General features: G+C 47.5%; 22 protein-coding genes. 14 read left to right on the top strand and 8 right to left on the bottom strand.

Going from position 1 to position 26,280, the window contains the following annotated elements:
• Positions 1-208: 208 nt before the first annotated feature.
• The 3 genes from ABD014_RS02000 (at position 209) to ABD014_RS01990 (ending at position 1,973) form a co-directional block, all read left to right on the top strand.
• The gene (locus ABD014_RS02000; RefSeq protein WP_343856822.1) at positions 209-751 is read left to right on the top strand and encodes a helix-turn-helix domain-containing protein; all 543 of its coding nucleotides are present in this window, start codon (positions 209-211) and stop codon (positions 749-751) included.
• 15 nt (positions 752-766) lie between these two features.
• Positions 767-1,120, top strand: coding sequence for a PH domain-containing protein (locus ABD014_RS01995; protein ID WP_343856820.1), 354 nt, complete (start codon positions 767-769; stop codon positions 1,118-1,120).
• Positions 1,121-1,187: 67 nt separating this feature from the next.
• Positions 1,188-1,973: an alpha/beta fold hydrolase gene (locus ABD014_RS01990; protein ID WP_343856817.1), complete on the top strand. Its 786-nt coding sequence runs from the start codon at positions 1,188-1,190 to the stop codon at positions 1,971-1,973.
• Between the two features lies 1 nt (position 1,974).
• On the opposite strand, the gene ABD014_RS01985 is transcribed toward ABD014_RS01990, so the two are convergent.
• Positions 1,975-3,414, bottom strand: a complete 1,440-nt coding sequence (locus tag ABD014_RS01985; RefSeq protein WP_343856815.1) for an aminotransferase-like domain-containing protein — start codon at positions 3,412-3,414, stop codon at positions 1,975-1,977.
• A 113-nt stretch (positions 3,415-3,527) separates the two neighbouring features.
• On the opposite strand from ABD014_RS01985, the gene ABD014_RS01980 reads away from it, so the two are divergent.
• The 3 genes from ABD014_RS01980 to ABD014_RS01970 all read left to right on the top strand — a co-directional run bounded on the left by ABD014_RS01980 (position 3,528) and on the right by ABD014_RS01970 (position 6,094).
• Positions 3,528-4,151 carry a LysE/ArgO family amino acid transporter gene (locus ABD014_RS01980; protein WP_343856813.1) on the top strand — a complete coding sequence of 208 codons (624 nt, stop codon included), beginning with the start codon at positions 3,528-3,530 and terminating at the stop codon, positions 4,149-4,151.
• A 189-nt stretch (positions 4,152-4,340) separates the two neighbouring features.
• The gene (locus ABD014_RS01975) at positions 4,341-5,066 is read left to right on the top strand and encodes a ThuA domain-containing protein (protein WP_343856810.1); all 726 of its coding nucleotides are present in this window, start codon (positions 4,341-4,343) and stop codon (positions 5,064-5,066) included.
• A gap of 158 nt (positions 5,067-5,224) precedes the next feature.
• Positions 5,225-6,094, top strand: coding sequence for a helix-turn-helix domain-containing protein (locus ABD014_RS01970; RefSeq protein WP_343856808.1), 870 nt, complete (start codon positions 5,225-5,227; stop codon positions 6,092-6,094).
• A gap of 299 nt (positions 6,095-6,393) precedes the next feature.
• Here ABD014_RS01970 and ABD014_RS01965 read toward each other — a convergent pair whose 3' ends face one another.
• Positions 6,394-8,583, bottom strand: a complete 2,190-nt coding sequence (locus tag ABD014_RS01965) for a GH92 family glycosyl hydrolase (protein ID WP_343856806.1) — start codon at positions 8,581-8,583, stop codon at positions 6,394-6,396.
• Positions 8,584-8,619: 36 nt separating this feature from the next.
• A complete protein-coding gene (locus ABD014_RS01960; protein ID WP_343856804.1) occupies positions 8,620-9,711 on the bottom strand; it encodes a GntR family transcriptional regulator in 1,092 nt (363 codons plus the stop codon).
• A 300-nt stretch (positions 9,712-10,011) separates the two neighbouring features.
• On the opposite strand from ABD014_RS01960, the gene ABD014_RS01955 reads away from it, so the two are divergent.
• Positions 10,012-11,328, top strand: coding sequence for a glycoside hydrolase family 125 protein (locus tag ABD014_RS01955; RefSeq protein ID WP_343856802.1), 1,317 nt, complete (start codon positions 10,012-10,014; stop codon positions 11,326-11,328).
• Positions 11,329-11,459: 131 nt separating this feature from the next.
• Positions 11,460-14,144, top strand: coding sequence for an alpha-mannosidase (locus tag ABD014_RS01950; RefSeq protein ID WP_343856800.1), 2,685 nt, complete (start codon positions 11,460-11,462; stop codon positions 14,142-14,144).
• 95 nt (positions 14,145-14,239) lie between these two features.
• Here ABD014_RS01950 and ABD014_RS01945 read toward each other — a convergent pair whose 3' ends face one another.
• The gene (locus tag ABD014_RS01945; RefSeq protein ID WP_343856798.1) at positions 14,240-15,019 is read right to left on the bottom strand and encodes a methyltransferase domain-containing protein; all 780 of its coding nucleotides are present in this window, start codon (positions 15,017-15,019) and stop codon (positions 14,240-14,242) included.
• Between the two features lie 193 nt (positions 15,020-15,212).
• On the opposite strand from ABD014_RS01945, the gene ABD014_RS01940 reads away from it, so the two are divergent.
• The 3 genes from ABD014_RS01940 to ABD014_RS01930 all read left to right on the top strand — a co-directional run bounded on the left by ABD014_RS01940 (position 15,213) and on the right by ABD014_RS01930 (position 17,668).
• Entirely contained in the window at positions 15,213-16,088 is an 876-nt protein-coding gene (locus ABD014_RS01940) for an ROK family protein (RefSeq protein WP_343856796.1), read from the top strand.
• A gap of 167 nt (positions 16,089-16,255) precedes the next feature.
• A complete protein-coding gene (locus ABD014_RS01935; protein WP_343856794.1) occupies positions 16,256-16,774 on the top strand; it encodes a putative ABC transporter permease in 519 nt (172 codons plus the stop codon).
• A 27-nt stretch (positions 16,775-16,801) separates the two neighbouring features.
• Positions 16,802-17,668 carry a divergent polysaccharide deacetylase family protein gene (locus tag ABD014_RS01930; RefSeq protein WP_343856792.1) on the top strand — a complete coding sequence of 289 codons (867 nt, stop codon included), beginning with the start codon at positions 16,802-16,804 and terminating at the stop codon, positions 17,666-17,668.
• Here the strand turns inward: ABD014_RS01930 and ABD014_RS01925 are convergent.
• Complete coding sequence (locus tag ABD014_RS01925) at positions 17,655-18,344, bottom strand: N-acetylmuramoyl-L-alanine amidase family protein (RefSeq protein WP_343856790.1); 690 nt, start codon at positions 18,342-18,344, stop codon at positions 17,655-17,657. The genes ABD014_RS01930 and ABD014_RS01925 overlap by 14 nt on opposite strands.
• Positions 18,345-18,496: 152 nt before the next feature.
• Here ABD014_RS01925 and ABD014_RS01920 point away from each other — a divergent pair, with 152 nt between their 5' ends.
• Positions 18,497-18,745, top strand: a complete 249-nt coding sequence (locus ABD014_RS01920; RefSeq protein WP_343856788.1) for a YqzE family protein — start codon at positions 18,497-18,499, stop codon at positions 18,743-18,745.
• 101 nt (positions 18,746-18,846) lie between these two features.
• On the opposite strand, the gene ABD014_RS01915 is transcribed toward ABD014_RS01920, so the two are convergent.
• From ABD014_RS01915 to ABD014_RS01905, 3 genes are all read right to left on the bottom strand, one after another.
• Positions 18,847-19,854, bottom strand: coding sequence for a hypothetical protein (locus tag ABD014_RS01915; RefSeq protein WP_343856786.1), 1,008 nt, complete (start codon positions 19,852-19,854; stop codon positions 18,847-18,849).
• 159 nt (positions 19,855-20,013) lie between these two features.
• The gene (locus tag ABD014_RS01910; RefSeq protein ID WP_343856784.1) at positions 20,014-21,021 is read right to left on the bottom strand and encodes a YqhG family protein; all 1,008 of its coding nucleotides are present in this window, start codon (positions 21,019-21,021) and stop codon (positions 20,014-20,016) included.
• A 7-nt stretch (positions 21,022-21,028) separates the two neighbouring features.
• Positions 21,029-22,792, bottom strand: a complete 1,764-nt coding sequence (locus tag ABD014_RS01905) for a DEAD/DEAH box helicase (protein ID WP_343856782.1) — start codon at positions 22,790-22,792, stop codon at positions 21,029-21,031.
• Positions 22,793-23,291: 499 nt separating this feature from the next.
• Between ABD014_RS01905 and ABD014_RS01900 the strand changes: the two genes are divergently transcribed.
• Together ABD014_RS01900 and ABD014_RS01895 are read left to right on the top strand one after the other, a co-directional pair.
• Complete coding sequence (locus ABD014_RS01900) at positions 23,292-25,886, top strand: adenosylcobalamin-dependent ribonucleoside-diphosphate reductase (protein ID WP_343856780.1); 2,595 nt, start codon at positions 23,292-23,294, stop codon at positions 25,884-25,886.
• A gap of 109 nt (positions 25,887-25,995) precedes the next feature.
• Positions 25,996-26,259, top strand: a complete 264-nt coding sequence (locus tag ABD014_RS01895) for a YolD-like family protein (RefSeq protein WP_343856778.1) — start codon at positions 25,996-25,998, stop codon at positions 26,257-26,259.
• The last annotated feature ends 21 nt before the right edge of the window (positions 26,260-26,280 follow it).

The following is a 26,280-nucleotide window of genomic DNA, read 5'->3' as shown; positions in this document are numbered from 1 at the left end:
AAATTAAGATAGCCTCCTAAAACAATAAACAAATCCATTTCAGGAGGCTATCTATCTCCGTCTGACCATGTCTCTCACCCCAATGTACATAGGTTACGACCATTATTACATAAATGGCTGATGAACTAAAACCGGTCCATTTACGATCTCGGAATATAATGTTATTATCATTTTATAAAATGATAATAATAATTTGAGGGGCAAGACAATGACTAAAAAGGCAGATTTACTACTTCATCCCGTGCGTATGCGCATTGTACAACAATTGCTGCTAGGTAAACCGTTAACGATTGCCCAACTGACCGACGTACTTGGCGATGTTCCTCAGGCCACATTATACCGGCATGTTAATCTTCTGCTTAAGGCCGATTTAATCGTGGTTGCTGACACACAAAAAGTTAAAGGGACGGAGGAGCGGTTATTTTCGGTTAGAGAAGACAACCTGAAGATTCCTGAAACTGAAATCGAATCGACTTCAAATGAAGATCACATCCGTTATTTTTCCGTATTTCATGGTAATTTGCTGCAACTGGCGACCACGTATCTGGCGAATACGCCGCCCAAGAAGTACAAAGAAGAAGGGTTTGGATACTGGTCTACACCGATTCATGTGAGTGACGAAGAATTTATAGAGTTGGTTCAATCCATTAACCAATGCCTAGAGAAAGTACTGGATAACAACCCTTCGCCTGAGCGGAAGACGCGTCTCTTTGCCGGCATGTTCATTCCGCAAAAATTTGAGCAACCGTAAAGAGGAGGAGATAATATGAGTATGCAAGTTGTCTTAGGTGATCGTGAATTGATCGTAAACATTTCAGGATTGGAAGTGGCTGCCATTTTAAAAAAGGAGATTAGGATCCCTTATACTTCAATCGTGGACGTACAACCGGGCAATTTCGAGTTCCCCTGGACGGCGGTAAAAAGAGCAGGGATTACGACAATGAGTTATAAGGCCGGAAGCTTTGTTATCCATGGGGAGAAATACTTCCTATCCTATCACGATGCTCATAAAGTTGTTATTCTCAACCTCGAAGGGGCTGAATTCGATAAAATCGTATTGGAGAGCGAAGCTCCTGAACAACTGGCGAACAATATTAGGGCACGCTGCTTCTCACTTTAATAGAGGTTTGCTTAGGCCAGCTTTAATAGCGCTGCAAAATCCAAATTAAGCAGGGAGGCGTCTAAAGATGAATTATAAAGAATATGGTGATCAGAATGCTTCTCTGCTGCTATTTTTGCATGGTGGAGGAGTGAGCGGCTGGATGTGGGATAACCAGATTCAATCCTTCTCTCACTACCATTGCATCGTCCCAGAGTTGCCCGGACATGGGGAGAGCCATGGTGACATTCTATTCTCTATTCGTGACAGTGCGGAAAGATTCATTGAGTTTATTGAGGAAAAAGTAGCGGGAAAGCCCGCGGGGTGTAAGGTTATCTTGATTGGGTTTTCTTTAGGCGCTCAAGTCATTATTCAAATATTAAGCTTGAAACCGGATTTGGTCGATGCTGCTATCATAAATAGCGCTCTGGTCAGACCAAGTCCCTTTGGCCGCAAACTCATTCAACCTACGATTAGATTATCATATCCATTAATCAGAAATAAGCTCTTCGCTAGGTTGCAAGCTAAGACATTGTATATAACTGAAGAGCAATTTCAGAAATACTATGAAGAGAGCTGTCAAATGAAGCTTGCCACTCTGTTAAGCGTATTAGACGAGAACATGTCGTTTGGAATACCCCAGAGTTTTAGAGAAGCGCATGGAAAGATCCTAGTAACGGTTGGCGCTAAAGAAAAAGCGATTATGAAAAAGTCTGCAAAAGATCTTGTTGAAGCTAACTCCAATTGCACCGGTGTTATCATCCCTGAAATGGGACACGGTGTTCCTATGGCCATGCCCGACTTCTTTAATCAAATGGTTAAGAGTTGGATTCAAGAAGGGGCAGTGCCAAAAGAATGTATAGTGATTCGTTGAATTATGAATTTGCTTCTGCAATGCACTCATATAAAATGTTCAGACCTGTTTCCAACTGTTCGAAGCTGGCGTATGCGTAAGAGAGTCGGATATGATAAAAATCTTTGGCGTCGTAGATATAGCCCGGATTGATAAGTACATTTTGCTTAATCAGCTTGAGAAACAGGGCTTTGTTCACGAGCGGTTCGTAGAGACGAAGCCAAATGTAAAATCCGCCTGCTGGCTTATTCCAAGTCGCTATGCTGTTATAACGACGCTGTAAAATCTCCTCGACGAAATCGGCTCTTCGTTTAAGATGTTCCCGAAGCTGGTTGATATGCTCCTCATAAAGCCCCGATTCAAGCCAATACCTGGCGATTTGCTGAGAAAATGCGCTTGACCCGTAATCCGTTTGCATCTTAATATCCGCCAGCCTGTCGATGACTGGCTCTGGGCCGATCACCCAGCCGATACGAAGGCCGGGGCTTAATGTCTTGGACATGCTGCCGATATAGAGTACTTGACCGTCGGAATCCAGAGATTTGAGTGACGGCGGAATTTCACCAAACGCCAGCTCGTGATACACATCATCTTCGATGATGGGAATTTGCTGGGAAGCGCATATTTGCAGGAGCTTCCGGCGCTCATCCAGGCTCATAATTGAACCAGTTGGATTATGCAATGTCGGAACAGTATAGAATAGGGACTGCTTTTTGCCTTTCATGGATATGATCTGATCCAGCAGTCTATTATCCCGATTCTCCTTGTCCAAGGAGATGATTCTCATTCCGGCAGACTGAAAAGGACGGACCGAATTCAAATAAGAAGGAGATTCCTGAAAAATGGTCGAACCCGGCTCCAGCAAACCTAGCGAAATCAACTGTAGAGCCTGCAACGCGCCCGATACGATCATGATACTATCTGGTGTGGCGTGAATCCCTCTCTTGGTGGCATATCGGCTGAGAGCATAACGCAGCTCTTTGTTCCCCTTCGGTTCAGAGTAACCAATATCCCGGGCGGTAAGCGGGACGTTCTCCAGAGAACGCTGTAGTACAGCCGTTGGCAGCAGGTCTGGGGATAGCTCACCGGTTCCTAGCCGGATGATATCCTCCCGCTGCTCATATTCATTAATAAGCTGGATCGTCTGGAAATTCGGTTCATAGATGCTGGAGGAGATATGCTTCTCCCAATCCGGATGTTTGTCCTTGATCAGAACATTCCAGCTATTGTTCGATACATAGGTTCCATCGCCGACTCTCGTTGATAATATCCCGTCGGCCACCAGTTCTTCGATCGCATTAACGATGGTGCTGCGGTTCACTCCCATATCTGCGGCCAGTTTTCTCTGTGTAGGGAGCTTTGTATGGATCGGCCATTCTCCGCTCTGAATGCGTTGCTTGATCCAATTTACGATCTGCTGGTGTATGGTTAGATGAGAGTGTCGGTTTGGCTTCCATTCCATAGGCTTTGCAACTCCATTCTTCAGATTGGTTGGTTTTTATGCCGTCCAATTGGTCGTTCCTATTATGTATACCATATTTATAATAGAAAGAAAAAGGATGGAGGAAATGAATATTGCAGGCTTTCATACATGGAATGGTGCTCGCCTTCGGTCTTATTTTGCCGCTTGGCGTTCAGAACATCTTCGTATTTACTCAGGGTGCAGAGCAGCCGGAGTTCCGCAGAGCACTGCCAGCGGCGATCACTGCGGCGGTTAGCGATACCTTACTTATTTTACTTGCTGTGCTTGGTCTATCGGTTATGGTTGGAGAGATCGAATGGCTTCGGACTCTTATGATGTGTGGTGGGGCTTTATTTCTTAGTTATATGGGTTATTCCATGTGGAGAGCGAAGGAAGGGACAGGACACAGTCAAAATCGCATCGGACTGTCTATAAAAGAACAGATCGTCTTCGCACTCTCGGTCTCGCTATTAAATCCCCATGCCATTCTTGACACCATCGGCGTGATTGGAACGAGTGCGCTTCGTTATACAGCGGCTGACAAGATATGGTTCACTGCTGCTTGTATCTTGGTATCATGGTGCTGGTTCCTCGCCTTGACTGTTGCCGGGCGCATATTGAAGCAGCTGGATGGAACGGGAAGAATGCTCGTTATAATTAATAAATGCTCAGCCATTTTCGTATGGTTAACAGCAGTCTGGCTATTGCTTGATATCATGGGTTGGAATCCATACTAAGCGTGCTGTGGTGATCATATTATACTAGTGATTCTGAGATCGAAATTTCCTGCTGGATCAGCAAAAATCTGGAAGACAAAATTCAGGAATAATAGAACAAAGCGTAGGAAGAAAACAGCCTGGGCGTTTTGTATGATAGACATATATAGAAGAGATATTCTGGGCTGAATGAGCAGGAGGAGTACGAATATGACTAGAGTAACGGTATGGAATGAATATCGTCATGAGCAGACGGACGCTAAGGTCCGTGAGGTATACCCGGAAGGAATTCACGGACAACTGGCCAGCTTCTTGAAGGAAGCGGGTATGGATGTGAAGACGGCAACATTGGATGAGCCTGAGCACGGCCTGACTGAGGAAGTGCTTAACGATACCGACGTATTGATCTGGTGGGGACATGTCGCCCATCAAGAAGTAAGCGATGAAATTGTAGAACGGGTACATCGCCATGTCCTGCGCGGAATGGGACTTGTCGTACTGCACTCCGCGCATATGTCGAAAATCTTCATCAAGCTGATGGGCACGAGCTGCGACTTGAAATGGCGCGAAGCGAATGAGCGTGAGCGTCTGTGGGTTATGGATCCGAGCCATCCAATTGCGGAAGGCATTGGAGAATATATCGAACTGGAACAGGAAGAAATGTATGGTACTCATTTCGATGTGCCGGCGCCAGATGAGCTGATCTTTGTCGGCTGGTTTGAAGGCGGTAATGTATTCCCGAGCGGTTCGACTTATCGCCGCGGCAACGGGAAGATTTTCTACTTCCAGCCAGGTCATGAGACACATCCGACGTATTACCACCCAGATATTCAGAAGGTTATCATTAACGGAGTTCGTTGGTGTAAACCTGTGAAACGTGATTATCCGGTCTACGGTCATTCCGATGCATTGGAGCAGATCAGCAAGAAGAATTAGTGAGAGAGTAGTACCAAGCCTCTATAATAGAAGAAAATGAAGGACGGGCCTCGTGTGGATAACGGGTGGCCCGTCCTTTTTGCACAGGTTTACAACCTATATCAGATTGTCTAATATAGTCAATGAGATAAGACAACCGAAGACTACGAGGGATGATTGTGAGTATTTATTTGGAACTACCAGAGTTGAATAAGGATTTTTCTTTCAAGAGCTTTGTTAACTCTGGTGCAGGGTTATGTTATCCGCATTGGCACAAAGAAATAGAAATTATATATGTGACGAAGGGCAGCCTGGAGCTGGGAATTAACGATGTTCCAATTCGAATGCATGCCGGACAGATTCAGTTCATTGCCGGCGGGGACGTCCATTATTTCCTGGCTGCTCCGGAGGGTGAGCGGATCGTCATTCAATTTGATCTGAGCTTGTTCTATGATTCGTCTACCGATGCAGAGCGGAAGAAATCAATTAGTGATTCCTTTATGAAAATGGAGCATTCGAGTTGGAAATGGCCTGAGCATGTGATGGAGCGTATGCGTGCCCTGGTGGAGGACATGCACGAGGAGAATGTCTCACGACGGGAAGGCTACATGTATATGGTGAAGGCGCGGTTATTTGAGATGCTGCCGATGATTTTCAGAGACATTCCTCGTAATGAAATGGCCGAGTACGCCAGCAACGGAAATATCCAGTCTCGTGAGACACTGGAGCAGCTGGAGCGGGTCTTCTCCTATGTTGAGGAGCATTATCAGGAATCGGTGACGCTGAAGGAAGTGGCTGAATATATGGGCTTTGATCCTTTCTATTTCAGCAGGCTGTTCAAGAAGAATACCGGGAAGAATTTCATTACGTTTCTGAATGAATACCGCTTGAATAAGGCGAAATGGCTGCTTCTAACCGAGGAAGGCTCGATGGCTGACGTCGCTGAAGCTTCAGGCTTCGGCAGTGTGAAGACTTTCCATCATCTATTCAAAGAGGCGACCGGCCTTTCACCGTTGAAATATAGAAAGACGTTAGCGGGGAAAGAGTGAATCGCTAGAAATAGGTCACATTTCTTGCAGTTCTGTGGTTACCAGCGTCATGTGAAGTCACAAGTGGAGGCACACACGTGGCCAATCTGCGGGATATGGAGCAAATAACGATACCACGTTTCGTTAGAAAATGAAAAGGCGTTATTTTGAGCAAATAGCGATTGTCAGTTTCGTTAGAATTGGGACAGGCCGCGCCAGGGGCTTCGTTGGGGGGCGTTACAGCAGATGCTGCAGAACGCTGTAGATTGCCTTAATAAAACAGGGACAGGCTGATTTTCTCAGTTTGTCCCTGTTTGTCGTTATTTTGAGATCGAGAAAGGAAGCTCTTCTGGCTTGTAGTCGCGGTAAGTTGGAGCTAAGCCGAGACGGAAGTCGAGTGTCTTGCCTTCCAAAATATCTTCGTGAGTAATAAATAGCTTGGTGTAATCCTGTCCAGCCAGCTTGACGCTGGATACGAAGTTGGACTGCGGATTATTGTTATCTGTACGGATTTGCATCTGCTTGCCGTTAGGCAGCTCAATCGTTACCTGATCGAATAAAGGGATACCAAGCACATACTCGTTGCTGCCAGGGGATACTGGGTAGAAGCCCATGGAGCTGAATACATACCAGCCGGCCATACTGCCGTTATCCTCGTCGCCAGGATATCCATTAAAGCCGCTGTTGAACAGATTCGTTACGATCTGTTTGATCACAACCTGCGATGAGGCAGGCTGTCCAACATAGTTGAACAGATATGGAATGTGGAAGCTTGGCTGATTGGAGATGGCCACTTGCCCAAAGTCGATGGCTGCCATTTCACTCATCTCATGAATTTCGAAGCCGTAGCCTAGCACATCAAAATCCGGTGCTTTATTACATAGTTCTGTGATCTTATCGAAGAAGCGTTCCTTCGAACCATAGGCATCGATCAGCCCTTGGAAATCCTGGAATACAGCGAAGCCGTTCTGCCAGGCGCTTCCTTCGGCATAGTCTCGTCCCCAGCTCGTATCGTTGAAGTCTGGACGGAATTGTCCGTTCTGATCTTTTGCCCGCATGAAGCCGATCTCGGAATCAAAGATATTACGGTAATTCAACGCGCTCTCGCGGTATTTGTCAGCGATATCTGACTTGCCCAGCAATTCGGCGACACGGCTGATGCAATAATCACTATAAGCATAGTCCAGCGTATGGTTAACGCTCTCATGATAGTTGCTTGGAACATAGCCGTATTTAATATAGTCCAGTGTGCCTTGGCGACCGTAGCAGGTCTGCTCGCTCTGGGTCGTCGCCGCCTTCAGCATCGCTTCCAATAGCTCAGGCATCATGTTCAATCCGATTCCCTTGGCTGCGGCATCCGCGATAACAGCGTCGATCAAGGTGCCCGGCATCAGTCCGCGCTCATCCGGGGACAGCCATTTCGGCAGGAAACCAGCTTCCCGGTAAGAGTTCAGATAGCCTTCCAGCATCTCTTCATATTCCTGTGGAGCAATGATGGAGTAGAGTGGATAGACCGTCTTGTAAGTATCCCAGAAGCCGTTATTCGTATACAGAACACCCTTCTTCACCGCTCTTGCTGTTGTATCATAATGAACCGGTTCCATATTGGCATCAAGCTCGTAAAATTTCTGCGGGAACAAGAACATGCGATACAGGCAAGTGTAGAAGGTGCGAAGATACTCTTCATTGGAGTGCGACACCTGAATTTTGCTCAAATAGCGGTTCCAGGCCTGTGCGCCTTGCTCCTTTAACTCGTCGATCGACAGATTCAGTTCTCGCTCCAGGTTAAGATCAGCTTGCTCACCGCTAATAAAAGAAGTCGCCAGCTTGACATCAAGGGAATCAGTCTCACAGTCCTTGAAGCGGATAACAAAATGGCGGTCCTTGCCGCTGACTGATGCTTCGCTATAGAGCTTGCCCTCTTCATCGTAGTAGCCGGAGGTGCTTAGATCGATCTCTTTATTGAAGCTCATTGCTACGTACATGCGGAATTGATCGTCATGGCAGCCGGCAAAATTGCTGACATGGCCGGTGAGTCTGCGGTTAGCGGCATCAATATGCCATTCGCTGATGTTCTTCACGTTCAATACAAGCCCGGCCTGACGGCGGGAATTATACTGGATACGCAGTGCAGCCCCGTAGCAAGTCGGAACGAGTTCACTCGTAATATTGTAGCGCTGTTGCTTCACTCTGACGTAGTTCGGTCTGAATACCGCTTCTTCCGGCCGGTAAGAGCTCTGGCAGGTGAAGACGGTGCCTCTTATCTTATCATCTGCAATAGGTGTCATTAGAAAATGGGCGAAATCCCCCATCCAAGGACTTGGTTGGTGGGTAAGTCGGAAGCCCTGAAAGACGCGGTCCAGCGGGTTAAAGAACCAGCTTCCCTCATCATTAGTCTGAACGGCAAAATGATTCATACCGAACGGGACTGATGTATATGGAAGCGTGTTCCCATTCGAATAAGAGTGCTTGTTGTTGGTGCCTTGTCTGGTATCAATATAATGCAGCATATAGACACTCCTTCAATTTTTGAATGATGTAGGCCTTTATAGCCGCTTCACGGTCTGACGCTGGATCAGTTGAACCGGAACGATCACATTGTTCTGTGGCCGCTGCGGGTCTTCGAGCATCCCGATCAGATTCTTTGCAGCCATATAGCCCATTTGTGCAAAATCCTGAGAAATCGTCGTGAGCTTAGGTTCAACGAAGCTGGAAAGATGAATATTGTCGAAGCCTATAATCGAGAAATCATCCGGTATCGATAGCCCGATATCCTTAGCGATTTGCATAATCTCGATTGCGATCAGATCATTCTCCGCTACAATCCCCGTAATCCCGTTGTCCATAACCGCTTGAATGAATTTCTTGTAGTACTCCTTGCCGTTATCATCCTCATGGGATAAATAACGCTCCGTTAGATCATTCACGCTATAATCGATCAGACTGTTGTCGTAGAGCGCTTGCAAATAACCGAAGTAACGCTCTCGGATGGATGAGGACTTCTCGACCCTGGAAGAGGAGAGAAAGGCGATTCTTTTATGATTATTCTCAATCAGATGCTTGCAGGCTTGATATCCGCCGTCAAAATTGTCGGAGACAACGTATGGGAACGAAATACCGTCGATGATCTTATCCATCGTAACCAGTGGAAACTTCGACTGATAATATTGGTACAAAATGCCGAGATCCTCGCTGCTGCTTACCGGATAAATGATCAGACCTGAATTGTTGTTGTGGAGCGCCGTCTCCAGCAGCCTGCGTTGCCCGATCACTGTGTTGGATTGGATATTCAGCGTATAATCGGTCGTCGCTAAATATTCATTAATCCCTTTCTCATAATCACCGAGTCCCGGGTTATGGGTGAATGGCAGAATGAACAAAATTTCTTTGCCGATCCGGGGCAGAGGGCGGAGAGGAGGTAGGTCAGCATGGACGAAGCTGCCTTTACCCTGTACCCGGTAGATCAAATTGGCATTTTCCAGCTCGGTCAGTGCCCGTTTGGACGTAATCCGGCTCACTTTGAACTCTTTGGAGAGCTCCGCTTCGGTAGGGAGTTGGTCCCCAGGCTGAAGTTCCCCAGATGCGATCCTCGCTTTTAATGTGTTGACGATATGTTGATATAGTGGAATCTGTTCCATATTTTTCTCCTCACTAAATTTGGTATATCATTTATTTGCTTGATATGTCAATCAGGAATATGTTAGCGTACAAAAATGCAGTTATTATGTAGAATATACGATAGAACAGGCTTTTCAGCAATACATAGGCCGATACTGTAGTAGTATAACCACTTTAAACAGCTATAAAATAAAAGATGTACATGCTAGACAAATGGTATGGTATATCATAAAATAGACATTGAAGATAATTTGATATATCAACTACCCGTATCAGGGATATGAAATGATGATTTGATAGAGACTAAGGAGGCCAATATTTTGGGATACAATGAAATTCCTGCATCGGTCAAGAGCTTTATGGATCAAATTACAGAGCTATGCGGCCAGGAGCATGCCCGTTGGGCCGAGAACTTCAACGCCTGCTTCGCCAATACGCTGTTAACGACAGTTAAGCGTCAGCCAGACGGTACGACCTTCCTATTGACCGGGGATATTCCGGCAATGTGGCTGCGGGATTCAACAGCCCAGGTAAGACCTTATCTTGTCATCGCCAAGCAGGATGCCGATCTTGAAGAGATGATCGCTGGCCTAGTCGAGCGTCAATTGCAATATATCAACATGGACCCATATGCCAATGCTTTTAATGAAGAGGGAAATCATGCCGGGCATCAGACAGACCATACGGAAATGACGCCATGGATCTGGGAGCGCAAGTATGAGATCGACTCGCTCTGTTATCCGCTCCAGCTTAGTTATCTGTTGTGGAAGTCGACTGGACGTACAGCGCAGTTCAATGATACATTCCAGCAAGCGGTACGGAGCGTCTTGGAAGTATGGGAGACTGAGCAGGATCATAACCGCTCGCCATACTCCTTCGTACGTGATACAACTCGCCTCGAGGATACGCTTGTCAGAGACGGCAAAGGGTCGCCAGTTGCACCTACCGGCATGACCTGGTCTGGCTTCCGTCCGAGCGATGATGCTTGCCGTTACGGCTACCTCGTTCCATCCAATATGTTCGCTGTTGTTGTCCTTGATTATTTGCGGGAAATTTACCAGGATATCCTGAAGGACGACTCCTTGATCGCACGGATCACCAAGCTGCGTGAGGATATTGAACAAGGCTTGCAGAAGCATGCCAAGGTATCCAATGCGGGCGGTGAGACGGTGTACGCTTATGAAGTTGACGGTCTGGGAAATTACAGCATTATGGATGATTCGAACGTACCGAACCTGTTGTCTGCCCCTTACTTGGGCTACTGCGACAGCAATGATCCGTTGTATCTTGCTACCCGTAAGACATTGCTGAGTGCCGAGAATCCGTTCTTCTATGAAGGAAGCTATGCGAAGGGAATCGGCAGCTCGCATACGCCGGAGAATTATGTATGGCCCATCGCGCTGGCGATGGAAGGAATGACGACTGAGGATAAGGCGGAGAAGGAACGCATCCTCAATCTGCTGGTGGAATGTGATGCCGGGACTAAGCTTATGCATGAAGGCTTTGACGTGAATGATCCGACGAAATATACGAGAGAGTGGTTCTCTTGGGCGAATATGATGTTTTGTGAACTAGTCATGGATTATTTCGACATCAGAATCAGCTGCGCTCCTCAGACCCTAGCTTCATCCTACTGAAGCGTTTTGAAAAAACGCACATCGGAAGCATAAGCTTCGGTGCTGAAAACAGGACTTTTTGAACTTTATCAAACTAAGAGGTAGTTCTTGAACAAATAAGAGGTTGCACAAACAAGGGAGACGATCAGAATATGAAAAAAGTATATATTGTATCTCACAGCCACTGGGACCGTGAATGGTATTTGCCTTATGAGCAGCACCATATGCGCTTGATTCAGCTTGTTGATGATTTGCTGGAGCTGTTCGAGACTGATCCGGAATTCAAGAGCTTCCATCTTGACGGACAGACCATTATTCTCGATGACTATGTGCAGGTCCGCCCTGAGAAGAAGCCGCTGCTGGAGAAGTATATCCGCGAAGGACGCTTTAAAATCGGTCCGTTCTATATTTTGCAGGATGATTTCCTGATCAGCAGTGAAGCGAATACACGTAATATGCTAATTGGCTTTGAAGAGAGCAAGAAGTGGGGCGCTCCAGTCAAACTCGGTTATTTCCCGGATACGTTCGGAAATATGGGCCAGACACCGCAAATGATGCGCGAAGCCGGACTGGATGTGGCAGCCTTCGGCCGCGGTGTGAAGCCGACGGGCTTCAACAATGTCGTTATTAATGATGAGAAATATGCTTCGCAATATTCCGAGATGTGGTGGGAAGGTCCGGACGGCTCGAAAATTCTCGGCCTGTTGTTCGCTAACTGGTATAGCAACGGTAACGAAATTCCGGTAGACAAGGAAGAAGCCAAGCTGTTCTGGGACCGCAAGCTTGCGGATGCATCGCAATACGCTTCCACAGGTCATTTGCTGATGATGAATGGTTGTGACCATCAACCTGTACAGAAGGATTTGTCTGCTGCGATTCGTGTTGCGAACGAGCTATACCCGGAGATTGAGTTCGTTCATAGCAGCTTCGAGGAATATATCGCTGCGTTGAAAGCGGACTTGCCGCAAGAATTAAGTACGGTGTCTGGCGAGTTGACAAGTCAAGAGACTGATGGCTGGTACACACTGGCCAACACTTCTTCGGCCCGTGTCTACTTGAAACAGATGAACACCGAAGTAGAGCGCCAGTTGGAAAATATCGCCGAGCCGCTCGCAACGATGGCTTATACAACTGCCGAACAGTATCCGCATGACACTTTGCGTTATGCATGGAAGACGCTGATGCAGAACCATCCGCATGATAGCATTTGTGGCTGCAGCATCGATGAAGTTCACCAGGAGATGGTAACTCGCTTCAAAAAAGCGAAGGAAGTGGGCAAATTCGTAGCTGATGAAGCGGCTGAGGCGTTGATGGCTCAGATCGACACCAGCGCTTTCCCTGAAGGCTCGAAGCCTTTCGTTATCTTCAATACGGCTGGTTCTGCGAAGACGGACGTAGCAGAAGTAACGATCGAATGGACGAGAAAACCATTTGCACAAGGGACGCCTTCCAAGCTCTATTATGAGCTGAAGGAGACGAAGCTTCCGGAACTTGCCGTTGTGAACGCCCAAGGCAAGACAGTTGCTGCTGAAATTATCGATGAAGGTGTTACTTTCGGCTATGATCTTCCTAAGGATAAATTCCGCCAGCCTTATATGGGACGGTATGTGAAGGTACGTATGTTCATGGAGCAAATGCCTGCTATGGCTTGGGAGTCCTTCGCATTGGTAGAAGGTGCAGCCGCAGATTTGCAAGCTGGCGATGCTATTGTCAAGGAACAAGGGCGTCTGCTGGAAAATGAATTCCTGAAGGTGACCATTCAAGAGGATGGTTCGCTGGATGTTCAGAATAAAGAGACAGGCAAGGAATACACAGGCTTGATGGTATTTGAGAATGTTGGGGATATCGCCAATGAGTATATTTTCAAGCAGCCAGTAGGAGATCAAGCGATTCTCTCTTCGGGTAAAAAGGCGACAATTACAGTTCAATCGGCAAATGCCTTCGCCGCAGAAGTGCTGGTAGAGCAGGAACTGGAAATTCCAGTGTCCGCCGATGAGCGTCTGGAAGAAGAAATGAAGGCCGTGATCGAGTTCCGCGATCGCCAAGCTCAGCGCTCCAAGGAGACGGCTATTTTCAAGATTGCAACCAAGATTACGCTACAAAAGGGCAGCAAGCAATTGCAATTCGAGACTTCGTACAACAATCAAATGAAGGATCACCGCTTGCGCGTGTTGTTCCCGACTGGAATCGAGGCGGATTATCATGAAGCCGAGAGCATCTATGAAGTGGTACAGCGTCCTAACAAGGTAGATCGGGCTTGGGAAAATCCAACGAATCCGCAGCATCAGCACTCGTTCGTTAATGTGCATGACGACCAACATGGTGTTACTGTTGCGAACTTTGGATTAAATGAGTACGAAGTATTGTCGGATCGCGGCACGATTGCACTGACCCTGCTTCGCGCAGTAGGCGAGCTTGGCGACTGGGGCTACTTCCCGACACCTGAAGCACAATGCCTTGGCGAACATACGGTTAGATTCGCAATTGCATTCCATGGTGATGAAGCGGATAAGCTGAGAACTTACCATGAGGCGATGAACTTCCAGGTTCCGTTCAGTGTTTACCAGACATCGAAGCATGCCGGACAATATGCTGCAGATCATCAATATATGAAGATCGAAGGGGATGCCTTTGCACTGACTGCATTCAAGCGTAAAGAGCATTCAGATGAGATCGTGACGAGAGGCTTCAACATGACCGGAGCTGAGCAGCCGCTTCGCTTGTCGATCGCCGAGCTTACTCCACAGCGCTGCAATCTGCTGGAAGAGCCAGTAGAGGCTAAAGTGACTGATAAGATCAAGCCGGCCGAGATCGTAAGTTACAGCTGGAGCAAGTAAGTCAGTACGAATAATTTACCGAGTATCATAAAAACAGGTTCCTTAATTGCTGATACAGCAGCTAAGGGGCCTGTTTGCTTTAAATAAAGGGTTATTTATTCTTTGACAGAAAACCATAAGGTCCATGAATCTTTCTCAACAATAGGTGCAGTATGGTCGCTTAATTTATCTTGAATGAATGAGATCAGGTCTCGAAGTTGGTCATCAGTCAATTCATGAAGGATGGATCGTCCAGTTCTTAGAAGTAAATCCTCTCTTAACTCCCCAAACTGACTATATCTCCTTCTTGTTTCCCAAATTGGAACTATTCGATCTATTCGAAATCCATTTGCAAGTAATGCCTGTTGTACTTGATCGGAGTCATATCGACGGGAGACTTCTTTAGTCGCTAGCTTCGGATATTTTTCGAAGAAAAAACCTCTGATGTGATTTTCGTCTCCAGGAAGCAGGCAATCTTCGGGAGTTCTGTCTTGGATGATTAGAACACCATCTTTTTTCATGATGCGGTTAGCTTCTTTGAGACAAGCATTCAAGTCATTCAGATGATGGATTAATGCTCTTTCCAATACGATATCTACCTGTCCTTCCGGCAGGGTGGAATGATAGGCATTGCCTTTTAGAAAAGCCGTGTTAGGAAGCATAGCGCAATTTTTTCTCGCAGCAATAAGCATTTCATCAGAGAAATCTATACCGGTCACGTGACCAGCTCCTAATTCGATCAAAGCTTTGGTATATATACCTCCCCCACAGCCTATGTCCGCAACCTGCTTATTCTTCACATCAACACTTGTTTTGATTAGAGTCATCCAGGATTCATCGGCTTTTCTGGTTGAATAGGAGCTCCTGTTGTTAGGATCATGAAAATTCATCGGCATTTGTATCACCCTTTCGATGTTTCATTATATAAAACTTAGTTTCATTTATTATACAATTGAACTCTAACATGTGCTACATTTCGTTGAATGGTATCACGATTTTGTAATTGCTTAACTATAATCCATGCATTGTATTTGCTAAAATACAGATATCTGATCATGCATAAGTTATTTATAAGAACGGGGGAGGACCATGCGATTAGGATCTATTGAAGGTGGAGGAACAAAGTTTGTGTGCGGAATCGGAAATGAGGAAGGGGAAATTGTAGAACGTATATCTTTTCCGACCACAACGCCTATGGAGACGCTGGACAGAGTGGTAGAGTTCTTCAAGGATAAAGGAGTTCAAGCGATTGGGTTTGGCAGCTTCGGCCCGGTCGATGTGAATAAACAGAGTGATACATATGGCTCGGTGATGAAGACGCCTAAGCCGAATTGGAGCAACTACCAAGTGGTGGGCCATATTAAATGTAGCTTGAACGTACCGATCGGCTTCGATACGGATGTGAATGCCGCAGCGCTGGGAGAAGCAGCTTGGGGAGCAGCCAGAGGATTAGATAGCTGTCTATATATTACCGTCGGTACCGGTATCGGAGCAGGAGCCGTCGCCGAAGGCAAACTGATACATGGATTGGTACATCCTGAAATGGGGCATATTCTAGTCAGACGCCATCCTGATGACCACTATTCAGGCCATTGTCCTTTTCATCGGGATTGTCTGGAAGGACTCGCGGCAGGTCCAGCGATTGAAGCAAGATGGAGCAGACAGGGAAATGAGCTCGATGAGAATCATCCTGCCTGGGAGATGGAGAGCTACTATATTGCACAAGCACTAATGAACTATATCCTTATCCTCTCGCCGAAGAAGGTTGTACTGGGTGGAGGCGTCATGGGCCAAAAGCAATTGTTCCCGTTGATCCGTGAGCAGGTAAGTCAGCTCCTTCATGGATATGTACAGCATTCCGCCCTAAGTTCCGACATAGACGATTACATCGTTCCGCCAGGATTAGGCAGCAATGCCGGCCTGTGTGGAGGCCTGGCATTGGCAAAGCAGGCTTTTGAAGAATAGTACTGAATATGGAGCCATTGCAATAGTGGATGAAAATAACCCTGAAGCCCGGCATATATGCCGGGCTTTTTGTCGAACGCATAAATGAGCCATGGACAGTCATAATAGGAAGGATAGATCTAGGGCTGTCAATTTCGGATAAGGACATCTTAGAAAGGCTGGTTAATTTGGAGCTTAATGAGTGGTTGTTCTATTTCTTTGTATATTCTCTTTGCGGATTTCTGCTTGAGAATGTGTACAGCTGGTTCACGACAGGAGTGTTCTGGAAGGAAGGGTATCTAAAAGGTCCGTTTAAGCCGATGTACGGATTTGCACCATTATTTCTGCTAATTCTGTCCGAAGTTGTACAGAGCAAGCCGATTCTGTGGCTCGCCTGTCTGCTTATACCTACAGTCGTTGAATATGTCAGTGGTCTGCTGCTGCACAAGCTGTTCGGCCGAAGATGGTGGGACTATTCAGATTATCGCATTCAGCTGGACGGCTATATATGTCTGCGCTTCTCTCTGTACTGGGGAGTGTTGTCGTATGTTTTTCTACAGTTCATTCATCCGGTTGTACAGGGGATTTATGACGGAATAGCGGGGTTATGGACGATTGCTGGCCCAATTCTGCTGTTGTTATTCATGATCGATATGCTGCTGACTTATTGGATCCGGCGCAAAGCCTGGAAGCAAGAGTTGATTTGACAAATTTTAATGTGGAGGCGCAGGAAAATGAAGTTCAACAAGGCAAGATGGGGTTTCGTTATGACTCTTACATTGGTAGTAATGATGAGTTCTGTACCAGCCAGTTATGCATCTGGTATTTATGAGGAGTCTAGGAATGGATTGGCTCCATCCGAATTGAAGACGAGCACAGGTGCAGAACAGAGACTAGCGATCATTATTGATGACTTTGGCAACGATATGAAAGGAACGGAAGAGATCCTCAGTCTACCAGTGAAGCTCACCGTAGCGGTCATGCCATTTCTTAGAACGAGTGAGAAGGATGCCCGTATGGCTCACGAGAAGGGACATGATGTGATTATTCATATGCCGATGGAGCCGAAGCAAGGGAACCCGGAGTGGCTGGGCCCAGGTGCGATTCTGTCAAATATGAGCGATGCCGAGATTAGGGAGAAGGTGGAGGCGGCCATAAAGAATGTGCCTTACGCTGTCGGAATCAATAATCATATGGGCTCGAAAATAACCGGTGATAAGCGGATCATGAGTGTAATTCTGGATGTATGCAAGGAACATGGCCTCTTCTTTGTAGATAGCAAGACGAATTATCATTCGATTGTGGGTGAGATATGTGATGAGAAAGGGCTGCCACGGCTTCAGAATGACATTTTTCTCGATGATGTTCATTCGGTAAGTCATGTGACTGGACAGCTAAGGAAGATTCAGGAACGGCTTCAAAAGCAGAATCTCTGTGTCACGATTGGGCATGTCGGGGTTGGCGGACATAAGACCGCAGAGGCATTGAAACGAACAATTCCGGAAATGAAGCAACGGGGAATTCATTTTGTAGGCATGCTGGAGGTGGCCCAGGCAAAAGAAAATCCCGGAAATCCGGGACTCGGGGTTACATTACCGTAAAATATTGAACTATACCGGCGTAAATCGCCTCAGCAATCTTCTGTTGACCGCGTTTGCTAGTAAGCATAGCGCGGTCTTCTCTATTGCTGATAAAACCCGTTTCTACAATAACTGCAGGCGAATCGACATGCTTTAACAAATAGAAAGGTTCGCCAACCTGAGGAAAGCGATGGCTATTGTATAGCGTGTCAAGCGAATTCTGAATGGAGGTGGCCAGGAACGCGCTTCGCCCTTCATTCTGATGAAGCACTAGCGGACCACGTCGCGTTTTGTTGCGTCCCCAATTGACATGCATGCTGACGACAATTGAAGAGGGTACTTGCTCACTAAGCTCCTTGCGCTGGGCAAGGTCCCGAATATGCCGTGAACGGCTTTTCAACCATCGGTTCTCATCACTCAGGGCGTAATCACCGGTTCGGTTCAAAATTGTGCGATACCCGTGACTTCGAAGAAGCATATACAATCTGCGGCTGATGTCAAGATTGATGTCCTTCTCAAGGATGTCTCCATAGGAAGTACCACCATCAATTCCGCCGTGTCCGACATCGATTAGGATCACCGGTTCGGGAAAGGCGTATTTCAAGTCATCAACATCTGCCGAGATCGGGGTGCTGTCGACCCATAAACTGAAGAGCATGAGAGCAGCAGCGAGCAGAACAGGTAGTTTTCTTCTCATGACCTCACCTTTCAAGATTTCCGTTTCTTCTTCTATATTGAGCGTAAATGGGCGAAAAAATGCATCTCCGCCAAATTCGGCACTAAGTTTATTTGACTGGATTATGGAGCAAACTACGTTTAGATAGCTATTACAAAAGGGAGGTGGAATATATGTCCAACAAGGGTGATGAACTGGTGAAATACATTACGGAGCGGGTAGTTGATTATGTAGAGACGCCAAGAGACGTCAGACGAGAACGTTCTCGCGGCAGACAGAGCTGGTCGCAGACCTGGTTCGGAATGATACCATTCTCAATCTCGCTCTGGGTACGTCAAATTCCGTTCCATCGTATACGCGTCAAGGGTAAGGAATGGCGACAGAAAGAATATCGAAGAGACCCATCCTCACGTAATGTGTAGATTATAGAAAATGAAACAAGCTGCCGATTGAATTGGCAGCTTGTTTGCATTCTACCCCTCCCCTACCGAGTGAAATCACGGCAGGGGGGAGGATGGGTGGGTTAGTAAGCCACGAATTTACCTGCGTCGAGCATGGCTTCGAGGGCTATCCAACGTGGTGAGGATGTTGTTCCGCTCTGTACGTAAATGGAAGCTTCGGAGGATGAATATCCGTCGGCGTCGGCCGAAGATTGCTTCCACAGCTGATATCCAAATACAGGCAACGGTACGGAATAAGTGCGGTCCCCGCTGGAGGAGACATATATGAGACGTTTCGTGGCAGTAATAATTCGTTCAAATGATTGTGGGTTTATATCCAGTGCCTTGCTAGTCATCCACATGATATTATCATATGGATCAAAATGGACTGCCGTTTGTATCGCCTGGGCAGCTGGCATCAGATCTGAATTATGATGACTCCCGGCGGCAGAACCGGGAGGTATATATTTGGCAGCCTGCTTGGCGAAGCTCTGCGGTGTCTCCGGTAAATCTTCACCATTCAGCGCATTTAGAAAATGGGAGAAACCTTCTTTGCTGCGGCTTCCAATGCCCCACTCTGCAAGCGTAGGTCCAGCGTAGAGCGGGACGACCGTACGGTTGGGATTGGAGTCGAGCCTAATTCCGATATTGTCCAGACCCGATTGAAGAGCAGATGGCGAGAATATGGAGTCTTCGCCTGTTCCATATTCGATCAACTTGTATTCATCGCGGTCTGTCACGGAAATGATCAGGTATCCGCCTGAAGTCGAGTGGCCTACAGCGGTTTTGCCCTGTTCATCAGTACATATGGTGACAAGCCAACTGTGAGTTCCTGGTCCCAGCGGCTCAATGACCGTTTCGGCGTTCTTCCAGTGAGCGAAGGGCTTCGTAGCTGAGAGACGAAGGATCGTATCTTCGGCAAATTGCCTGAGCCCGACTGGTGCCGCTGCTTGAATAGAGGAGGTCTGAGTTGGTGCGGCCAGCGTTCGGGCGATGAATACCTGAGCTTCGAATCCGGACGGGAGAAGAATACCTGTACATAGCAATATTTTCAACATCAGTGAGATCGGTTTACGAAAGTTTACATGCATCAGACGCGAGTCACCCCTGTCATTAATTTATATCGCTTGTCCTATTGTACAGAAGCTGCTGCAAAAAGAGTGTTGCAACCTGTCAAACAGGCATGAAACGGAATGCTTCTATTTTTGTGACCTTTTAGCGAGAAGCGTCAATTTCTGGCCCTGGCGCCGTCAACGCAGCGAACGTAGGTGAAAGATGCCGTAGTTGATGACGGATACGACAATTCTCGGCTCGTACTGCCAGCGGATTTCACTGCGCCTTGCTTCATATTGTTCAGCAACCTCCTGCTTACGTTCTTCATCAGATTCGTTCAATAGAGGTTGATAATAGGCATCAATGAGCTCAAGCTCCTCTCTCAGCCTGATTGCCGCTGCATCTGCCCAAGACATATCATAGGTGGAAAGTTTATCGTGCATTCTCTGTTCGAGGGCATCTCTACCTTCCGCAAGAGACAGCTCGGATGGCTCGATACTGACATTCTCAGGCAAGCGGGGGACAAGCTGTATACTCGCCAGCCGGTTGGAGAAGAGTTCATCCATTCGGCCGCTTAATAGAGAGATGCCCATAAAGTGCATCTCCTCCCGTTTGATATCGCAGCAAAACTCCAGCTTGAAGCAGACTCCGAGCCATGGCTCATAGGACGCTGGAAAGAGCGTCATGCGCTGTCGTTGTCCAGGGTCTTCAAATAAATATACGCAGCGTCCTCCTTGTCTGGCTGCCATGAAGATTTGCTTGAGCCGTGGACTTCCGAACGTGAGCACTTCCTTCTGAATCCGTCCGGGTCCCAGGATCGGAAGGGGTCGGACGGGTCCGAAGTAGCGTCCAAGAACGCTGTCATCTGCCGATCCGGCAGCAGGCGGCTGCCCGGCGTTATGTGTGGAGCCTAGCTGGGACGGTCCTGAGCCTGCGCCGGGCTTCGCACTGTCCTTGCTATCATTCCGCTCCTGCAGCGCCTCATAAGCCTCGGCATCAAATACAAACGAGAAGCTCATCGTCTCCGGCTCTACGCCGGTACGCTCCACGAATCCCCAGTAGTAGGGGCGATTCGTCAGATCACGATCCGCTTGCGGAGAGAGCTTGACGGTAACATGATACGGGGACTTCTCAAGGATTTGGCATTCTGTAGCGTCCAGATATGTCATGACATACTGTTGTATTTGCTCCTGTGTCATCGTCATATGTCAATTATCCTCCAAGCAGCTGTTCAAAATTTCCATCCTGCTCCCGTTCTGAAGTTTCACGGTCCAGTTCGGATTTAATCGTATTCAGTGAGTTGCCGAGAGAATCCACACCTTTGGCGAGTTCCTCATCGTTGCTCGATTCCAGCAAAATCTTGTAGATGCTCTTCTCGAGCGAGCCCTTCTTCTCGAACCGTTCGAGGATGACATCAAGCTGGCCGATAACCGATTCGAACAGATTGATTTTCTCATGCAGGAGGTTCACGATATGCTCTTCGATTGTTCCTTTGGTCGACAAATTGTATATATTCACATCGTTTTGCTGACCGAGCCGATGCACCCGTCCGATCCGCTGCTCGACCCGCATCGGATTCCAGGGCAGATCGAAGTTGATCATATTGTGGCAGAATTGCAGGTTGATTCCTTCGCCCCCGGCTTCTGTGGCAATCATGACCTGTGCCTTGCCGCGGAACAGATCCATCATCCAGTCCTTTTTGCCACGGTTCATACCGCCGCGGTAAGGAACGGAGACAAGATTGCGTTCGCTGAAATATTTTAATAAATATTCCTGGGTCGCCCGATATTCTGTAAATACGATCACTTTCTCATTCATCTCACGGATCAGTTCCATCGTCTTCTCTGCTTTGCTGTTCGCTTGAATCGTCTTAATAATTCCGACCAGATCCCAGATATCGTCACGCAGTGGAGAATCCGGGGCCAGCTTCTTGGACAGATTGACCAGCGTGACGAAGACGGCATCGCGGCTGCTGCATACTTCCCTCTGTAGGGTGACCAGAGAGAACATACTGCCCATATCACCGCCTGCTGCCCGATATTGGTTCTTGATAAAGGAAGTAACGCCATTGTAGAGGTTCTGCTCCTCGGGGGAGAGCTCGACATGCACATTGCGCACGATCCTCTTCTTGAAGTCCAACTGGCCTTCGCCGCGACGGTTTCGGATCAATACTTTTGACAGCTCGCCCTTGAGGGCCTGCTCGTTCTTGGCAACGCGTTTGTCGAGGACGAAGTTGGCCGCGAAATCGTTCTGACCTCCAAGCTGACCCGGCTTGAGCAAGGTAATCAGATTGAACAGTTCGCTCAGGTCGTTCTGGATCGGCGTAGCGGTCAGGAGTAGACAATATTTTTTACGCAACTGCAGCATGAACTGGTAGTTGGTTGATTTTTTGTTTTTTAATTTATGGGCTTCATCGACAATGACCATATCATATTCATAATCGGTCAGAATTTTCTTATGAGGGTCGCGCTTGGCAGTATCCATTGAAGCGACGACAATATCGTTATGCCAGGAATGTTCTTTCTTCTGGGCTACAGCCGAGATACCGAACTTCTGATTTAATTCTCTCACCCATTGCAGAACCAGCGAGGCTGGAACGAGAATGAGAACCTTCTTGACAAGTCCGCGAATGATATATTCTTTCAGAATCAGTCCAGCTTCGATCGTCTTGCCCAGGCCAACCTCATCGGCAAGAATAGCTCTACCGCGCATCTCGAACATCACCTTCTGTGCCGTGTCAATCTGATGCGGAAGCGGGTCGAATTGATTAAGATGGCCCAGGCATAGCATTTCTTCAAAACTGGTAACGAGCAGGGAAGCTTCGGCCTGGGTGGCCAGATTGAACAATCTCCAATCATCCCAGGGGCCGCCCTTTTTTAATCTCGTATCAAGATCTTCATACCAATTCCGTTCAAATTCGATGGGAACACCGGCTAACATATGCTTCATGTCCGGATTTGGGGGATGAGGGTTCATGATGATGTAACCTCCCTTTTGTCTAACGCTTTCGTTATCTAGTTGCTGTAGGTAGTATGGACGAAAAACAAAAAGGATATAACTTGGGCCAAAATAGATAGGAATTAGGAGCATTCAGAAGTTTGGACAGGAAGGTGTCGCTTTAATAGTCCAAATTAAAATGAAATTCGTTGTGACAACCATATGTAGTGTAGTATAATGAATTGAGCACACTACATATTGAGATTTGTACATATTATTGTAACAATTCTAAGTGTGTAAATGTATAACAGGAACCATGTTTATAGGGTTCAATCTCGTAATTACTGCTTGATTCCGGCTATATTCTTGTCTGCGGTAGCTCCGCTAAGCGGTATTACTTTTTTGAGCTTGTTTTTTTGTGTTTTTGTTGAAATTGGCTAACACTATATCAGTCGTTATTATTTATGATTCGGATGGAATCGGACAAGAACCGGCTGAGAGGTGAAGAACAGTTCTAATAATTAGGAGGGTGTTTTCTTTGAAAACGAAGCAAAATCAGCGCCTGGAAGGGCTAAGCGAGAAAATCTTCTTGGATCGGTATGCTTGGAAGAATCCTGATCCGAGCCATGCCAAGGTTGGGGACGTTGTTCTCGTCTTGACCAAGGATGATCCTAAATTTCCGACGAAGGAAGTTGGCGAAGTGATCGCTCGCGACGGTCAGTCGGTCACTGTCAAGACACGCAGCGGTGCGTTGGTAGAGGCAGATGTCGAGAAGCTGACGTTGAATATCGAGAAGACACCTGAAGAGATGTGGGATCGACTGGCTAATGCGATGGCTTCGGTGGAAGAAACGCCAGAGAAGCAAGCAGAATGGTCGGAGAAGTTCCGTGGTATATTGGAAGATTGGAAGCTCGTACCAGGCGGACGGATTGCCGCAGGGGCAGGAGCCAGCGATGAGTTGACACTGTTCAACTGCTATGTCATTCCTTCTCCGAAGGATAGCCGTGGCGGTATTATGGAGACTTTAAGTGAAATGACGGAGATTATGGCCCGCGGCGGCGGCGTCGGAATCAATCTCAGCTCGCTTCGTCCTCGTCGTGCTATAGTCAAAGGCGTTAACGGTTCATCGAGCGGTGCGGTATCCTGGGGCGGATTGTTCAGCTATACGACGGGTCTGATTGAGCAAGGAGGCAGCCGTCGCGGCGCTTTGATGCTTATGATCAACGACTGGCATCCGGATGTGCTTGATTTCATAACGGTTAAGCAGACGATGGGACAAGTCACGAACGCGAACTTGTCGGTATGCGTAAGCAACGCCTTCATGAAGGCTGTCAAAGAGGATTTAGATTGGGAATTGGTCTTCCCGGACACCACCGATGACGATTACACCGAAGTATGGGATGGCGATCTCGATAAATGGAAAGCTGCCGGACGTAAAGTTGTACATTACCGGACAGTGAAGGCACGAGAAATCTGGCATACGATCATCGAATCGGCCTGGAAATCGGCTGAGCCCGGGGTCGTGTTCATGGAATACTACAATCAAATGTCCAACAGCTGGTACTTTAACCCGATTATCTGCACGAACCCATGCGGAGAGCAAGGTTTGCCTGGCTGGGGCGTATGTAACCTGTCGGCGATTAATTTGTCCAGGTTCTATAATGAAGAGAAGCATGATGTGAATTGGGATGAACTGGCGGTTACGACACGCTATTCTGTGCGTTTCCTGGATAATGTCATTACCAAGACGCCATATCATTTTGAACAAAATGAGCAGAATCAGAAGAAGGAACGCCGCGTAGGTTTGGGAACGATGGGGCTGGCCGAGCTCATGATCAAGCTTCATATTCGATATGGCAGTCCGGAATCGCTGGAATTCCTTGATAAATTGTACGGCTTTATCGCTAAGGAAGCTTATCTGGCATCTGCAGAGATTGCCGCTGAGAAAGGGTCTTTCCCTGCATTTGAAGCGGACAAATACTTGCAGAGCGGCTTCATGAAGGTGATGACTGAGGTATATCCGGAAGTGGAAGAGGCGATCCGTGAGAAAGGGGTACGTAATGTAACCCTGATTACACAGGCTCCGACCGGAAGTACGGGTACGATGGTTGGTACATCAACAGGCATTGAACCCTATTTCGCTTTCAAATATTATCGTCAAAGCCGGCTCGGCTTCGACGAGCAATTCGTGCCCATCGCTCAGGAATGGATGGATGCGCATCCAGGTGTAGAATTGCCGGATTATTATGTGACAGCGATGAGCTTGTCTGCAGAGGATCATATCCGCGTGCAAGCGGCGATCCAACGCTGGGTAGACAGCTCGATCTCCAAGACGGCGAACTGCCCGTCCGATTTCACAGTCGAAGATACGAAGCGCTTGTATGAACTTGCCTTCGATCTCGGTTGTAAAGGGGTTACGATCTATCGCGATGGTAGCCGTGATGTGCAAGTCCTGCAGACCGAGAAGAAGGAAGACAAGGATGCTAGGGAACCTGCTACGAGTGATGCTGTACCGACTGACGAATCAGCAGATGATAAGAACACTAGCATCGCTGTTGGAAAGAAATCGGTTGAAGATAAACAATATAAGAAGCGTCCACAAGTGCTTCGCGGCGCAACGTACAAGATCAATACGCCATTCGGTATGGCCTACATTACGATTAATGATCTGAACGGAATTCCGAGTGAGATCTTCTTGAATGTCGGCAAGGCGGGTTCTGACGTATTCGCGATGGCAGAAGCGCTGGGTCGTGTCTGCTCCCTGTTCCTCCGCTATGGGGATCATGGCGAGAAGGTAGAATTACTGATCAAGCACCTGAAGGGAATCGGCGGCTCCGGTGCGATCGGCTTCGGTCCGAACCGCGTCGAATCCATCGCTGACGCCGTTGCCAAAGCGTTGGAAATTCATGTGCAGAGCGATCATTTCGGCGGAGACCATGATCCGGCTCCGGTTGCTGCGACGGTAGCTCATCACCATGACGAGCAGACCGATGAACATGACCACGGGAATGACCAACGGTATAATGCACCGACCGCATCACGCGACCTGTGCCCATCCTGCGGCTCGGCCTCGCTGATCAATATCGAGGGCTGCAAGACCTGTAGCAACTGTGGTTACAGTAAGTGCGGATAATGAAAGGAAGTTAGTAACGACACACAATAAGGCGCAATTCCATTAGGAATGCGCCTTATTGTGTGTTAACAATATTTGTTAATCCCAGTCGATTTTAGGGGCGATATGTATGGCTGGGTTACTTGATGACGGGGGTATATGGGAGCGATGTTTTATCTTGCTCGAGCATAAGGAAGCTATGAAGCGTCAAAGTCTAGAGGCAACTTGGAAGATAAGGCCGATCCTGTATACTCAAGAGTTGGAACAGATTCAGCTAGCGCTGTCCGAATCATTGCACACACATAAGCGGATAACACCTCGAATGTATGATGATTTTGAAGATGTTGAGATCAGCGGGATCGTGACAGCGATTCAGACTCAGTCGGGAGATTAAACCTACGACCGCCCAGAATGA

This window comes from Paenibacillus motobuensis, from assembly GCF_039521865.1.
Lineage (GTDB): Bacteria > Bacillota > Bacilli > Paenibacillales > Paenibacillaceae > Fontibacillus > Fontibacillus motobuensis.
This window is presented reverse-complemented; position numbering and strand designations above follow the sequence as displayed.